Raw genomic sequence first — 15,029 nt, 5'->3', positions numbered from 1 at the left:
GGCACGACACCCCGTTGTTCAGATGTCGCGGAAGATCTCGATCTGCGCGCCCACCGAGTTGAGGCGCTCCGCAAGGTCCTCGTAACCCCGGTTGATGACGTAGACGTTGCGCAGGACGGACGTCCCCTCCGCCGCCATCATCGCCAGCAGGACCACCACCGCGGGCCGCAGTGCCGGCGGGCACATCATCTCGGCGGCGCGCCAGCGGGTGGGGCCCTCGACCAGGACCCGGTGCGGGTCGAGGAGTTGGAGCCGGCCGCCCAGGCGGTTGAGGTCCGTGAGGTAGATCGCGCGGTTGTCGTACACCCAGTCGTGGATCAGCGTCTTGCCCTGGGCCACCGCCGCGATGGCCGCGAAGAACGGCACGTTGTCGATGTTCAGGCCGGGGAACGGCATCGGGTGGATCTTGTCGATCGGCGCCTCCAGCTTGGAGGGCCGTACGGTCAGGTCGACCAGGCGGGTACGGCCGTTGTCGGCCGCGTACTCCGCCGTACGGTCGTGGTCGAGCCCCATCTCCTCCAGCACCGCGAGCTCGATCTCCAGGAACTCGATCGGCACCCGGCGGATCGTCAGCCGGGACTCGGTGACCACCGCCGCCGCGATCAGGCTCATCGCCTCGACCGGGTCCTCGGAGGGGGAGTAGTCGACGTCCACGTCGATGTTCGGCGTGCCGTGCACGGTGAGGGTCGTCGTACCGATGCCGTCGACCCGTACCCCCAGCGCCTCCAGGAAGAAGCACAGGTCCTGGACCATGTAGTTGGAGGAGGCGTTGCGGATGACGGTCGTGCCGTCGTGGCGGGCGGCGGCCAGCAGCGCGTTCTCGGTCACCGTGTCACCGCGCTCGGTCAGGACGATCGGGCGGTCCGGCGCCACCGTACGGTCCACCTGCGCGTGGTAGAGCCCCTCGGTCGCGGCGATGTCGAGGCCGAAGCGGCGCAGCGCGATCATGTGCGGCTCGATCGTGCGCGTACCGAGGTCGCAGCCGCCGGCGTACGGCAGCCGGAAGGTGTCCAGGCGGTGCAGCAGCGGGCCGAGGAACATGATGATGGAGCGGGTACGGCGGGCCGCGTCGGCGTCGATCGCCTCCATGTCCAGCTCGGCGGCGGGCACGATCTCCAGGTCCACGCCGTCGTTGATCCAGCGGGTGCGCACCCCGATGGAGTTCAGCACCTCCAGCAGCCGGAAGACCTCCTCGATCCTGGCCACGCGGCGCAGGACCGTACGGCCCTTGTTGAGCAGCGAACCGCAGAGCAGCGCCACACAGGCGTTCTTGCTCGTCTTGACGTCGATGGCGCCGGACAGCCGGCGCCCGCCGACGACCCGCAGATGCATCGGTCCGGCGTACCCGAGCGACACGATCTCGCTGTCGAGCGCCTCACCGATGCGCGCGATCATCTCAAGGCTGATGTTCTGGTTGCCACGCTCGATGCGGTTCACGGCGCTCTGGCTGGTGGCCAGTGCCTCGGCGAGCTGGGTCTGGGTCCAGCCCCTGTGCTGCCGGGCGACGCGGATGAGCTTGCCGATGCGTGCGAGGTAGTCGTCTGCCATAGGGGCAGGCTATATCAGCTGTGAGATAGGAAAGGGGCCAGGGTGGGCCGTTGGAGTGATGCACCAGGTGCATGTCCGATGGTCGCCGCCCCGGCCCCGCCCCGCCACCGGGGTCCGCCGTACGGGTGTGTCTCCGCGCCCGCGCCGCGTGTCAGCTCTTCTTGGTCCTCGTGGTCTTGCGCCAGCCGAACGGGCCCGGCAGGTCCATCGACGTCGTCCTGCGCCCCGTACTGCTCGACGTGTGGCGCGGCCCGTGCTTGCCGCCGCCCGTCGTGACGGACCAGGAGCGGCGGTTGATGTTGAGCCGCACCCCAGGCAGGATCCGGAAACTCTTGCGGAACGTGATCGGCATCGTGCGCCTCCTCTGTCTCTGTCTGGCGTACGGGTGTCCCGTCCGCGCCGATCCATGCCACCCAATGCGTTCCGGCCGCAAGGAGGGTGACTTCGCGTCACCTGTCGTCCATCATTTTAACGCTCTATCATGTGGTAATCACACCGCATATCCCGTGAGGCGGCGCGCCACGCCCTGGCGCGTGTGTCCATATGAGGCGTTAGGGCCCTTTATGTGCCGCCGAGTTGACACGTGGTCGGCACTCTTGACACCCCTGTGGGCGGCTCATAGTCTCCACGCCACGGAATTCACGTTAGATTCACGTCAGATTTCACATTCGACGTGGTCGTGTGCGCTGTCGCGGCGCCAAGGAAGGACGTGCTCGTGTCCGGTTCCCCGGCAGCGGACGCACGGACCCCGAGCCCCTCCGCCCCACCGTCCGGCCTGCGGCCCTACGCGCTGCGGTGCGACCACCGCACCACCCCCCTCGGTACGGACGAGCCCGCGCCCCTCCTCTCCTGGCGGCTGGCGTCCGACCGGCGCGGCGACGACCCCGTCGCCTACCGGGTCAGGGTCGCCGAGGATCCCCGGGACCTGGCCGGCGGGGGACGGCCGCTCTGGGACACCGGGCGGGTCGCGGACCCGGACGCCGTCGGAGTGGTCTACGGCGGACCCGCCCTGACGGCCCGTACGCGCTACCACTGGCGTGTCACCGTCTGGCCCGCGGGACCCTCGCCCCTGCGCCCCGCCGAGGCCACGTCGTGGTTCGAGACCGCGATGATGGACACCGACGCGTGGAGCGCCTCCTGGATCGCCCACGACCCCCGGCCCGTGGACGTCGTGGACGCCCCCACCGAAGGCGTCGTCGCCCTCGACCACCACGGACTCGCCCCCTGCCCCACCCTGCGCCGGGCCTTCTCCGCGGAGCGCCTGGCCCGCGCCCGCCTCTACGTCAGCGCGCGGGGCCTGTACGAGGTCAGGATCAACGGCGCCCGCGTCGGCGACGCCGAACTCGCCCCCGGCTGGACCGACTACCACCACCGCGTCCAGTACCAGGCGTACGACGTCACCGGCCTCGTCCGGGCCGGCGAGAACGTCCTCGCCGCGACCCTCGCCGACGGCTGGTGGAGCGGGTTCGTCGGCTTCGAGCCGCGCAGGGCCGGCGCCCACTACGGCACGTTCCCGCAGCTGATCGCCGAACTCCACCTCACCGCCGCCGACGGCCGTACGACCAAGGTCGTCACCGACCCCGCATGGCGCACCGCCACCGGCGCGACCCGCCACGCCGACCTGCTCATGGGCGAGTGCCACGACCTGCGGTACGCGGCCGACGGCTGGGACCTGCCCGGGTTCGACGACTCCGGCTGGTCGCCCGCCGTCGTCACGGACACCGGCCACCGGCTGCTGGTGGCCTCGCCCGACGAACCGGTCCGGGCCATCACCACTTTGCTGCCCCGTACGATCACCCGCGTCGCGCCCGAGACGCACCTGGTCGACTTCGGCCAGAACCTCGCCGGGCGCGTACGGCTCCGCGTCCCCGCCCTCCCGGCGGGAGGCCGGGTGGTCGTCCGGCACGCCGAAGTCCTCGACGGGGCCGAGCAGTTGTACACCGCCAACCTGAGGACGGCCGCCGCGACCGACGTTCTCGTCGGCGACGGGCGCGAGAACGTCATGTTCGAACCCCGCTTCACCTACCACGGCTTCCGCTACGCCGAGATCAGCGGACTCCCCGACGTCGACCCGTCGGACGTCGTCGCCGTCGTCCTGCACAGCGACACCCCGTGGGCCGGCGCGTTCGACTGCTCGGACCCCGGCATCCGCCGCCTGCACGACTGTGTCTCCTGGGGGCAGCGGTCCAACTTCGTCAGCGTCCCGACGGACTGCCCGCAGCGCGACGAACGCCTCGGCTGGCTCGCCGACGCCCAGGTGTTCCTCCCCACCGCCGCCCTCAACGCAGACGTCGCCGCGTTCTTCACCAAGTGGCTGCGGGACGTGGACGACGCGCGCACCCCCGACGGCGGATTCACCAACGTCGCCCCCCGCCTCGCGGGCGTGGACGACGAGGGGGCGCCCGGGTGGGGCGACGCCGGGGTGATCATCCCGTGGCACCTCTACCGTACGTACGACGACCCGCGCTTCCTCGCCCGCGCCCTCGACGGCATGCGCGCCTGGGTCGACCTGATCCACCGTCACAACCCGGACCTAGTATGGCGGAAGAGGGTGGGACCGCACTTCGCCGACTGGCTCGCGCCCGGCACCCCCACCCCGCGCGACGTCATCGCCACCGCGTACTTCGCCCACAGTGCCAGGATCACCTCCCTGGCCGCGGACGTCCTGGGGGAGCGGGAGACCGCGCGGCGGTACGGGGAACTGGCCGACGCCATCAGTGCCGTGTTCGCCGAACAGTTCGTCACGGTCGGAGTCACCGCTGAGGTGACCGCCGAGGTCACCACCGACGAGACCTCCGACGTCACCGCCGACGTGACCTCCGTACGGATCGAAGGCGACACCCAGACCGGCTACCTCGTCGCACTCGCCTTCGCACTCCTCCCCGCCGACCTCGCGCCCCCCGCCGCCCGCCGCCTCGCCGAACTGGTCGAACAGGCCGGACCCGCCCTCACCACCGGCTTCCTCGGCGTCGCCCTCGCCGCCCCCGTCCTGGACGCGCACGGCAGGGCCGACCTCGTACACGCGCTGCTGCGCCGTACGGACCACCCCTCCTGGCTCTTCCCCCTGCGCCACGGCGCCACCACCGTGTGGGAGCGCTGGGACGGCTGGACCCCCGAGGGCGGCTTCCAGGCGGCGTCCATGAACTCCTTCAACCACTACGCGCTCGGCTCGGTCGGCGAATGGCTCTACCGCGGGGTCGCCGGACTCGGCCAGCGCCCGGACTCCACCGGCTACCGCCACCTGAGCGTCCGGCCCCACCCCGGCGGGCTCACCCACGCCGGCGCCCGGCACGAATCGGTACGCGGCGCGATCGAGATCCGCTGGACCCGGGACGGCGACCGCTTCGAGCTGCGGGTCGAGGTGCCGCCGGGCGCCACCGCCGACGTCCGCGTCCCCACCACCGACCCTGCGTCGGTCCGCGAGTCGGACACGCGCGTCGAGGACGCCCCGCACGTCACACCGCTCAGCACCGGCCGCGACCACGTCCTGTACCGGGTCGGCTCCGGCGCGTACCGCTTCACCAGTGTGTACGCCGACACGTCCCCGACGGCCCGGCTCCCGCACGCGCTCCGCCAGGACCGGCGCCGACCGAGCCCGGCGGCGGCCTCGTTCGCCGGCACCCACGAGGAGGACACACCATGAGCACCGGCTCCCGCGCCCGTCCCGCCCGGCGTACGGTCAGCCGCCGGGGATTCCTCCGCATCGGCGGCGGGGCCGCCGCCGCCACCGCACTCCCCGGCCTCGCGGCCTGCTCGGGCTCCGGCTCCGGACGCGTACGGATCGTCGGGGTCACCGACCAGCAGAAGCCCCTCGACGAACTCCTCCCCGTCTACCTCAAGAGCCACCCGGACACGGAGTTCTCCACCTCCTACGCCCCCACCGACCAGGTGCAGACCGTCGTACGGACCCAACTCGCCGGCGGCAACGCCCCCGACGTCCACGTCCTGTTCCCCGGCAGCGGCAGCGCGATGTCGATGGTCGAGCTGGCGAAGGGCGGACTCCTCACCGACCTCTCCGACCAGGCGTGGACGAAGGGCATCCCGGAGAGCTTCGACGCCGCGTACCGCGACGACGGCAAGACCTACCTGTACTCGGCGGGCAGCAGCGTCATCGGCGCCGTCTACAACAAGAAGGCCTTCGCGAAGGCCGGGGTCTCCCCGCCCCGTACCTGGAGCGAACTGCTCACCGTCTGCGGCAAGTTGAAGGCGAAAGGCATCGTCCCCCTGGCACTCGGCGCCCAGACCCCCTGGGTCACCCAGCTGATCACCTACGCGCTGGTGCCCGACGCCGTCTACGCCGACAACCCGCGCTTCGACGACGACATGGCCGCCGGGCGGACGACCTTCGCGGACTCGGGCTGGGCCGACGCGATGGGCAAGTACCAGGAACTCCAGCGCCGCGGCTTCTTCAACGACAACCCCAACGGCACCACCTTCGAGCAGCAGACCGCGATGGTCGCCGCCGGGAAGGCCGCCATGGCCGTCCAGGTCTCCGCCGTGCTGGCCATGTACCGCGAGGCCACCCGGACGCCCCAGGATCTCGGCATGTTCCCCTTCCCCGGCGGCGAGGACCCGGCGAAGGCCTGGATCCCCGCCGGGATCGTCGTCGGCCTCGGCGTCGCCGCGCGGGCCGACAACAAGGAGAAGGCGAAGGCGTTGATCGCGTTCCTCGGACAGCAGGCGAACCTCAACCGCTGGGCCGCCGCCGTCTCGGCGATCCCCCTCACCCGGGACGCCACCACGAGGATCGACCCCATACTGGCCGACTTCCTGCCCATCGTCGACGCCGAGCGCGCCGTCCCCTTCATGGACCAGCGCTGGCCCAACGCCGAGGTACAGCCCGCCCACTTCGCGGCCGTACAGGACCTGCTCGCGGGGGAGACCGACGTCAAAGGAGCGCTCGGCCAGATGGACAAGGCCTACAGGATGGACTCGTGAACTCCCTTCCCGGGACGACCACTTCGGACGGGAACAGACCGCAGGACCCGGCCGCCGCCGGCACCACCGCCCGGCCCGGCACCCCGGACCCGGTCCGCCGCAAACGGGTCCGCCGCGACCAGACCGTACCCCCGTGGGCCTTTGTCGTCCCGGCCCTCGTCGTGTACGCCGTCGTGGTCCTCTACCCCAGCCTCGCGGGGGTCGTGTACGCCTTCACCGACTGGTCGGGCATCGGCGGCTTCTCCTTCATCGGCCTGGACAACTTCCGCACCCTGCTGGACGACGACCGGGCGCTGGAGTCCGTCGGCAACACACTGATGCTCACCGTCGCGGTGGTGGTGGTCCAGAACGCCGTCGGCCTGCTCCTCGCGCTCGGTGTGAACACGAACATCCACTCCCGGTCGCTGCTGCGGGTCATCTTCTTCGCCCCCGCCGTCGTCAGCCCCGTGATGGTCGCGTTCCTCTGGAAGTACGTCTACAACCCGGACAACGGCGCGGGACTCAACGGGGTCCTCGGCGCGATCGGCCTCGGCGGCCTGCGCCAGGACTGGCTCGGCAACCCGTCCCTCGCGCTGTGGTCCGTCGCCGCGATGGTGATCTGGCAGTACGCGGGCTACTCGATGGTCGTCTTCCTCGCCGGGCTCCAGGGTGTGCCCGTGGAACTCCACGAAGCGGCCCGGATCGACGGCGCGGGGACCTGGCAGCGCTTCCGGTACGTCACGTGGCCGCTGCTCGCCCCGGCGCTGACCATCAACCTGATGCTGTCGACCATCGGCGGACTGAAACTCTTCGACCAGGTGTACGCCGCCACCAACGGCGGCCCCGGCACGTCGAGCGAGACCCTGTCGACCGTCCTGTACAAGGAAGCCTTCGTGTTCGGGAAGTTCGGCTACAGCACCGCCGTCGCCCTGGTCCTCGCGCTGTTCGTCGCCGCCGTCTCCCTGGTCCAACTCCGTTATCTACGCGCCCGGGAGGTGACCGCGTGAGCGCCACCACGCTCGCGGGAAAGCCCGAACGACGGGCGGAGGACAAGCGCAAACGCCGTCCCCGATACGGGAGTTACGCCCTCGAACTGGGCATGGCCGCCGCCGCGGTCGTCTTCCTCTTCCCGGTGTACGCGCTGCTGACCCTGGCCCTCAAGGATCCCCAGCAGATCGCCGATTCGCCGCTGTCCCTGCCCGCCCCACCCACCCTGGGCAACTTCGGCGACGCCTGGACGTCCGCGTCCCTCGCCTCCGCCCTGGTGAACAGCGCGGTCATCACCGGGTTCAGCCTGCTGTTGCTCGTCGTCCTCGGCTCCACGGGCGCCTACTACCTCGCCCGGACGGCGAAGGGGCTCGGCTACGGGCTGTACGTCCTGTTCCTGCTGGGGATCGTCCTGCCCTTCCAGCTCGGGATGATCCCGCTGTACAAGCTGGTCGACAACCTGGGCTGGCTGGGGACGTACCACGGCATGGTCCTCTTCTACACCGGCATCCAGCTGCCGTTCACGATCTTCCTCTACACCGGGTTCATCCGCGCGCTGCCCGCGGACTACGCGCAGGCGGCGCTCATCGACGGCTGCGATCACCGGCAGGCGTTCACCCGGATCGTCTTCCCGCTGCTGCGGCCCATCACCGGGACCGTGATCATCCTGAACGCGGTCTTCGTCTGGAACGACTTCTTCACCCCGCTGCTCTACCTGGGCGGCTCGGGGAAGGAGACCGTGCCGGTGGGTGTCTTCTCCTTCGTGGGCCAGTACGTCTCCGACTATGGGCTCGTCTTCGCCGGCCTCGTCCTGGCGGCGCTGCCGATCCTGCTGGTCTTCCTCGTCCTCCAGCGCTTTGTGATCAAGGGGTTCGCGGGTGGCCTCAAGGGCTGAGGGGGCGGCCGACCCGCTCCCGGCGCGGGTCGCGGAGATCCTCGCCGACCCGCCGCGCGCCTTCTCGCCCACCGCCATCTGGTGGTGGAGCGGCGAACCGCTCGACCGGGCGCGGCTGCGGGCGCAGCTCGAACGGTTCGCGGAGGGCGGGGTGTTCCAGCTCGTCCTGCTCAACCTGGCCCCGTCAGGACCACTGTTCGGCTCCGACGCCGACGACCCGCCGTTCCTCTCCGACGCCTGGTGGACCCTGCTCGAAGGGGTCTGCGACGACGCCCGCGCGCTCGGGGTCAGCCTCTGGTTCTACGACCAACTGGGCTTCTCCGGGGCCGATCTCCAGGCCCGTCTCGTGGACGAACGGCCCGCGTTCGCCGGCCGCCGCCTCGCCCGCGCGCGGGCCGTGGTCGACGGCGGGGGAGAGCTGCGCCTCCCGCCACGGGGAGAACCGCTCGCGGCTTCCGCGCGACCCGTCGACGAGGAGGACCGGGCCGTGGGCCCGCCGATCACTCTGCCCGTCCTCGGCTCCGGCCCCGCATCCGGCGACGGGGTGGTCGTGCGGGCCCCCGACGGCCCCGGCCGCTGGCTCCTGACGGTCCATCACCACGCCTCGCAGGGATTCGACTACCTCGGCGCGGACGCGTGCGCCGTGCTCCTGGACGCGGTGCACGGCGCCTTCGAACGACGCCTGGGCGAGCGGCTGGGCACGGTCGTGGTCGGCTCGTTCCAGGACGAACTCCCGGCCCTGCCCACCTGGTCCGCCGACTTCGCGGACGCGTTCCTGCGGCGGCGCGGCTACGACCTGACCACCCACCTGGACGTGCTGTACGACGACGAGGGCGGCGGCACCTCGGACCCCGGCGTCCTGCGTACCCGCCGCGACTACCACCTCACCCGCGCCGAACTCGCGGAGGAGGCCTTCTTCCGGCCCCTCGCCGCCTGGCACGAGCGCCACGGCCTGCTCGTCGGCTGCGACCAGCAGGACCCCGCCCGCGCCGGACACCCGCTCGCCGGCGTCGAGTTGTACGCCGACTACGCCCGTACCCACCGCTGGTTCTCCGCCCCCGGCTCCGACCACCACGGCGACGCCCGTATCCACTCGTCCCTCGCCCACCTCTACGGCAGAGCGCGCACCTGGATCGAGGCCTTCCACTCCACCGGCTGGGGCGGGACGCTGGAGGAGACGTACGACTGGCTCCTGCCCTGGCTCCGCGCGGGCGCGACCCTCTACAACCCGCACGCCGTCTACTACACGACCAAGGGCGGCTGGTGGGAGTGGGCGCCTCCCGGCACCGACTGGCGTCAGCCCTACTGGCACCACCACCGCGTCTTCGCCGACGCCGTGACCCGGCTGTGCGCGATCCTGAGCCTCGGCAGCCATCTCTGCGACGTGGCGATCCTGCTGCCGACGACCACCGCCCAGGCCGGTTCCGCGCTGGACGGGGTCTCGGCGGAAGCGGTACGCGCGCAGTCGACGTACCTCGAACTGGTCGGCGACATGTCCTGGTTCAGGACCCGCCCCGGCCTCATGGACCGGCTCGGCCTGGACGCGGACGTCATCGACGACGCCTCGCTGGCGGGCGCCCAGGTCCGGCGGCCGGTCCCCGCCACCACGGTGGCCCGCCTCCACATGGCGGACGAGGCATATGCGGCGGTGGTCCTGCCCGCGTGCACGGTCCTGGAGGAGGAGACAGCACGCCGGCTGATCGAATTCGCCACGGCGGGAGGGCGGTTGATCGCGCTGGGGGCCGTCCCGGAGCTGATCCTCGGCCCGGAGGGAGCGGCGGCGCTGGAGGAGATGCGGGCGTGCTTCAAGGACGGCCGGGCGACGTTCCTGCCGGCGACGGACGATCTGCGCACCGAACTCACGGGCCTGCTGCCGGAGTTGCCCTCGACGTTCACCGAACACCGTGAACCGCGGGAACAGGCGGAACAGCCCGTACCGGCCGGGCCCGAGGACTTCGTACCCGCCGTACGGGCCACCGTCCCCGTGCTCGGGCGGCGCGTGGACGGGGCCACCGTGGTGTTCCTGACCGCCGGGGCGCCCCGCGCGACACAGGCGGCCGTCGCCGCGCCCGACGAGCGCGGGGCGGCTCTGGGCTGGCTCGACGCCCGGTACGACTTCGACCCGGCCCGCTATGCCCGCACGGCCCGGGTGCGGGTACGGGACGTGGCGGGCCCGGCCATCCTGCTCGACCCGTTCGGCGGCCCGCCCCGCACCCTGCCGGTCCGGGCGGTTGAGGACGACGTCCGGTGTGTGGAGGTCGAAGTGCCCTTTGATACGGGACCGGCGGCGCTGCTCGTCTTCCCGGCGGGTCCGGCGACGACCGCCGGGACGGCCGGCCCGCCCCGGGGGTTGGCCGACGAGGCGGACCACGCCGCCATGTCGGTGGAGATCCCGCCCGACGCGACGTGGCACATGACGCTCGTCCCGACCCTCGACAACACCTGGGGCGACTTCGCCCGCCCGGCCACCACCCCTTCTCCCCCTCACGTCACGACGTACCGCACCTTCCGCCACCGCGTCGAAGGGCCGGGCGAGGACGGCGTACGGGACGGATGGGCCCGGTCGCGGCGTGAGGACGCGGACAGCGGGGCGGAGGCGACCGCACACGCCACCTTCGGGCCCCGTGCCGTCCTGGTCGGCGCGGACGGCGACCGTACACCGCTGGTCTGGTCCGACACCCTGGGCATCCACAAGGACCCGATCCACCGTGCTGAGCTCGGCCCCAAGGGCCATGTCCCGGAGGAGTTCCTGCACCTCGGACCGACGGCGGCGGGCACCACGGTCCGTGTCGAGGCCGAACTCCGCCTGGACAGCGCCTTCGACGGCCACCTGGCGGTGGGAGCAGCGGCGGCCAAGTCCGCCCGCCTGGACGGCCGGACGGTCGCTCTGGACGACGAGGGCCACCTCGCCGTGGGACGGGTTCGCGTACAGCCGGGCCCACACCTCCTGGAACTCACGCTGACGCCCGATCAAGAAACCGACCTCCGGGCGCACATCGCGCTGATCCGCGATCCGAGCCGCTACCGCCGCCCCGAGTGGATCGGCGCGGACACGGACCGGAACGGGGTGGGAACCACCATCACCCTCACCGCCGTTCCCACCCGGGCGACGATCCAGATCGCCTCCCACGGCTCCTGCGTCCTGCGCGTCAACGGCCAAGTGGTGGGCCGACAGGGCGGATTCGACCCGTACACGGCCCATACCGTCCCGAGGGTGCGGCGGCACGACATCGCCCCGACCCTACGCGTCGGCGACAACACCATCGTGGTGGAATCCACCGCTGCCGCTTCCCCCGTACTGGTGGACGCGATCCTCGACCACGGTGACGGCCGGATCACCGGCCTGCACAGCGACGCCAGTTGGTGGTCCGAGCGTGCGGCGGGTGCGCGCGTCCCGGTGGTGGTGCGGCGTGAGCAGTCGGGCGACCCGGCCGCACTGTGCCTGCGCCGCCGCCCGCACCCCCTGCCCGGCGCGGCCTGGCTGGACCCGGAGGCCGACGACGGCACGGTCGTCCCCCTCCGGTTCGCGGTCCCGGGCGAGCGGGCGGCGGTGGAGTGGCTGTGGTGCGAACTCCCGTCAGCCGCAATGAAGTTGACCGTAGACGTGCACACCACTGGGACAAGGGCTTTTGTCGACGGCCGGGAGTGCCCAGCGGCAGAAGGGGAACCCGCCGCAGACGGCGTACGCACCCTGACCGTCGACCTGACCCAGCAATTTCCCCCCGCCCCATCATCCGGCCCCAGGACCCTCGCTCTGCGCCTGGAAACCCACCCGGGCCACCGGGGCGGCGCCGCGCTGGCCGGCCCCGTACGCTGCGTGGTCGGCCCAGGCCTGATCCGTACCGGCGACTGGGAGACGCGGGGCCTCGCCGAGTACAGCGGCGGGGTGCGCTACACCCGAGAGGTGACCCTGCCCGCCGACAGCGCGACGACGGGACGGATGATCCTCGACCTCGGACGGGTCCGGGGCACGGCCGAGGTACGGATCGACGGCACGCCGGCGGGTGTACGGATCTGCTCCCCGTACGAGTTCGACGTGCCGGACCTGACCGCCCCCGGCCCCCACACGATCGAGATCACGGTCTACGGCACCCTGGCCCCCCACCTGGACGCCACCAGCCCCACCCACTTCGTCTTCCCCGGCCAACGCGTCACCGGCCTGCTGGGCCCGGTCCGACTCCTCAACAGACCGGAACCCGGCGACGCGTGACGGGCCGCACCACGACACAACTGGTCAGGGGGAGCAGGAGGGCACGAGAGCCGGCCGGACATGCGCCGCCCACCGCGTCTCACAGCCCGGCGACACCGTCGACGCGCTCCCGGATCAGGTCGGCATGGCCGTTGTGACGTGCGTACTCCTCGATCATGTGGACCATGATCCAGCGCAGCGAGACCTCTTCGCCGCCCACGTGGCCGGCTTCCTCCTCGGACAGACGGCCGGAGTCGTCCAGCGAGGCGGCGGCGACGAGTTCACGCCCCCGACGGATCTCCGTCCGCCAGACCGCCACCACCTCGTCGAGCCCTCGGCCGTCCTCCAACGCGAAGCCGTCGACGTTGCTCTTACCGAAGACCGGGGGCACGTCCCGGCCGGCGAACATACGCTGGAACCAGTTACGTTCCACCTCGGCCATGTGCTGGAGGAGGCCCAGCAGGGTCATCGGCGACGGCGGGGCCGAGGCCAGCCGTAATTGATCGTCCTCCAGGCCCGAGCACTTCAGGGCGAGAGTCGCACGGTGGAAGTCGAGCCACGCTTCCAGCATGGCGCGCTCGCCGGCGCGCACGGGTGGGACCAGGCGTCCGTCCGGTGTCGAAGTCATGCCAGGACCCTGGCACACACCCCCCAGGGACGTCCCGGCCCTTCGCCGACGACGAACACGCGTCAGGGCGTGTCCGCGACGTGGCCGACCGTCACGCCGACGGTCGGGTGAGTCCGGCGGACGCGGACAAGACCGTCCGAGCCTTCGAGGAACCGATGTGGGTACGGGCCGGCGGGTGGGCGAAGATGACAACGGCCGGTCCGGAACGCCTCGTGAGCCCGGACCCCGCCGAGGCCCTCGACTTCTTCGATGAGGTGACGAGGTGACGAGGTGACGAGGTGACGAGGTCCAGCCCTCTCGATCCGACGCCGGAACTCACCCCCGCCGGCCCTCGGCCGGCCCCCGCCAGCGTTCCCGCGCGTTCGCGACCCGGAACAGGTAGTCCACATACGCGCTGTCGTAGAACGCGACAGCCGCCGGGTCCGGGTCCACCACCACCTCCGGTGCCGTCCACGCCGCCACGTCGAGGTCGTGGCCCAATTCCCCTCCCCGCGCCGCGACTCCGGACAGGACGGCGCCCCGCGCGCCCGGCTCCGGTCCCCGGGCCACCCGCAGCGGGCGGCCCAGCACGTCGGCGAACAGCCGCAGCCACGCCAGGCTGCGGGTGCCGCCGCCGGCGATGGCCAGTTCGCCGGTGAGCCCCGCCGCGTCCAGACAGTGCCGCGCCGCGAGAGCGATCGCCTCGCACATGCCCCGTACCAGATCCGCGCGGGACGCCCGCAGGTCCAGACCGGTGAACTCCGCGCGTGCGGTGGGGTCCACGAACGGGGCGCGCTCACCGGACGGCGAGAGGTACGGCAGCGCGGCCACGCCGTTCGCGCCGCGCGGCGACTCGTCCAGCATCCCCGACACCTGGTCGTGCGTGGCGCCCACCAGCCCCAGCACCCAGTCCAGCGCGACCGTGCCGGTCATCGCGGGCAGGGCCCTCATATGGCGGTCGGGCCTGGCCGTGGCGAGATGGAACCCCACCGGCTCCGCGTCGAACGCGACGCTCTCCACGACCACCTGGCACGCCAGCGTCGTACCGACGATCAGCAGACCGTCACCCGGCTCCGTCACCCCCGCGCCGATCGCCGTCGCGGGCAGGTCGTACGGTCCTGACGTGACCGGCGTGCCCGCGGGCAGCCCCGGCGTACGGCCGTCCGCCTTCCCGTACGGCAGGGTCGCCGCGATCGGCGGCAGCAGGTCCGCCCGACCCGCCACCCCCAGGGCCGCGAGCGCCTCGGGGGAGTATGCGCGGGTGCGCGGGTCGAGGAAAGGGACCGACGCGTCCGAGAGATCGGTCCCGCGCTCGCCCGTCAGCCGCAGATGGAGGACGTCCTTGCAGCACGCGGCGGTCGTGGCCGTCTCCAAGGACTCCGGTTCGTTACGGTCCAGCCAGGCCAGGAGCGGCCCGGGGGAGCCGGGGAACAGGACGTTCCCCGTCCGCCGGTACACACGCTCCGCCGTACCGTCCTCCATCCACCCCGCCACCAGGTCCCCGGCCCGGCCGTCCATCCACGACATCGCGGGGCGTACGGCCCGTCCCCCGGCGTCCACCAGCCACAGCCCGTCGCCCTGGCCGGTCATGGCGACCAGCTCCGGCGATTTGCCGTCGGTCACCGCCGCGAGGACGTGGGCGGCGGCCCGTACCACCTCTTCGAGATCCTGCTCGACCCGCTCGCCCCGGCCGCCGAGCGAGATCGGTGTGGACTCGACCCGCAGCGCGGTGCCGTCCTCCGCGAAGGCCGCCGCCTTGGCGACCGAGGTTCCCATGTCCAGTCCGACGAACACCGTGCCTCCTCTGTCGTGACCCGCGGAACTCAAGGCCCGTCCGGAGACGCCCGGTCCCGGGACGACCTGGTCCCCTGACGACCAGTCAAGCC

General features: G+C 71.9%; 9 protein-coding genes and 1 pseudogene. 6 read left to right on the top strand and 4 right to left on the bottom strand.

What is annotated here, in order from left to right:
* Positions 1 to 18: 18 nt before the first annotated feature.
* Entirely contained in the window at positions 19 to 1,548 is a 1,530-nt protein-coding gene (locus tag OG349_RS07585) for a helix-turn-helix domain-containing protein (protein ID WP_161306899.1), read from the bottom strand.
* A gap of 151 nt (positions 1,549 to 1,699) precedes the next feature.
* Positions 1,700 to 1,900, bottom strand: a complete 201-nt coding sequence (locus OG349_RS07580; RefSeq protein WP_167025463.1) for a DUF4236 domain-containing protein — start codon at positions 1,898 to 1,900, stop codon at positions 1,700 to 1,702.
* 363 nt (positions 1,901 to 2,263) lie between these two features.
* Here OG349_RS07580 and OG349_RS07575 point away from each other — a divergent pair, with 363 nt between their 5' ends.
* Genes OG349_RS07575 through OG349_RS07555 form a run of 5 tightly spaced genes read left to right on the top strand, consistent with a single transcriptional unit; the run spans position 2,264 to position 12,557 of the window.
* Positions 2,264 to 5,191, top strand: a complete 2,928-nt coding sequence (locus OG349_RS07575) for an alpha-L-rhamnosidase (RefSeq protein WP_327233870.1) — start codon at positions 2,264 to 2,266, stop codon at positions 5,189 to 5,191.
* Positions 5,188 to 6,486: an ABC transporter substrate-binding protein gene (locus tag OG349_RS07570; protein ID WP_327233869.1), complete on the top strand. Its 1,299-nt coding sequence runs from the start codon at positions 5,188 to 5,190 to the stop codon at positions 6,484 to 6,486. Before OG349_RS07575 ends, OG349_RS07570 begins: the two co-directional genes overlap by 4 nt.
* Positions 6,483 to 7,472, top strand: a complete 990-nt coding sequence (locus OG349_RS07565) for a carbohydrate ABC transporter permease (RefSeq protein ID WP_327233868.1) — start codon at positions 6,483 to 6,485, stop codon at positions 7,470 to 7,472. Before OG349_RS07570 ends, OG349_RS07565 begins: the two co-directional genes overlap by 4 nt.
* Complete coding sequence (locus tag OG349_RS07560; protein WP_327233867.1) at positions 7,469 to 8,347, top strand: carbohydrate ABC transporter permease; 879 nt, start codon at positions 7,469 to 7,471, stop codon at positions 8,345 to 8,347. The genes OG349_RS07565 and OG349_RS07560 overlap by 4 nt, the downstream gene beginning before the upstream one ends.
* A complete protein-coding gene (locus OG349_RS07555; RefSeq protein WP_327233866.1) occupies positions 8,331 to 12,557 on the top strand; it encodes a hypothetical protein in 4,227 nt (1,408 codons plus the stop codon). The genes OG349_RS07560 and OG349_RS07555 overlap by 17 nt, the downstream gene beginning before the upstream one ends.
* Positions 12,558 to 12,636: 79 nt before the next feature.
* On the opposite strand, the gene OG349_RS07550 is transcribed toward OG349_RS07555, so the two are convergent.
* The gene (locus OG349_RS07550) at positions 12,637 to 13,164 is read right to left on the bottom strand and encodes a DinB family protein (protein WP_327233865.1); all 528 of its coding nucleotides are present in this window, start codon (positions 13,162 to 13,164) and stop codon (positions 12,637 to 12,639) included.
* A 113-nt stretch (positions 13,165 to 13,277) separates the two neighbouring features.
* On the opposite strand from OG349_RS07550, the pseudogene OG349_RS07545 reads away from it, so the two are divergent.
* A pseudogene (locus OG349_RS07545) lies at positions 13,278 to 13,430 on the top strand (FAD-dependent monooxygenase); the annotation flags it as partial.
* A 49-nt stretch (positions 13,431 to 13,479) separates the two neighbouring features.
* On the opposite strand, the gene OG349_RS07540 reads toward OG349_RS07545, so the two are convergent.
* On the bottom strand, positions 13,480 to 14,937 hold the full coding sequence (locus tag OG349_RS07540; RefSeq protein ID WP_327233864.1) for an FGGY-family carbohydrate kinase: 1,458 nt from the start codon (positions 14,935 to 14,937) through the stop codon (positions 13,480 to 13,482).
* Positions 14,938 to 15,029: the final 92 nt, after the last annotated feature.

Origin of the sequence: Streptomyces sp. NBC_01317 (genome assembly GCF_035961655.1) — a bacterium.
Taxonomy (GTDB): Bacteria; Actinomycetota; Actinomycetes; order Streptomycetales; family Streptomycetaceae; genus Streptomyces.
Note: the sequence above shows the minus strand (reverse complement) of the source record. Positions and strands in the feature narration are given on the sequence as shown.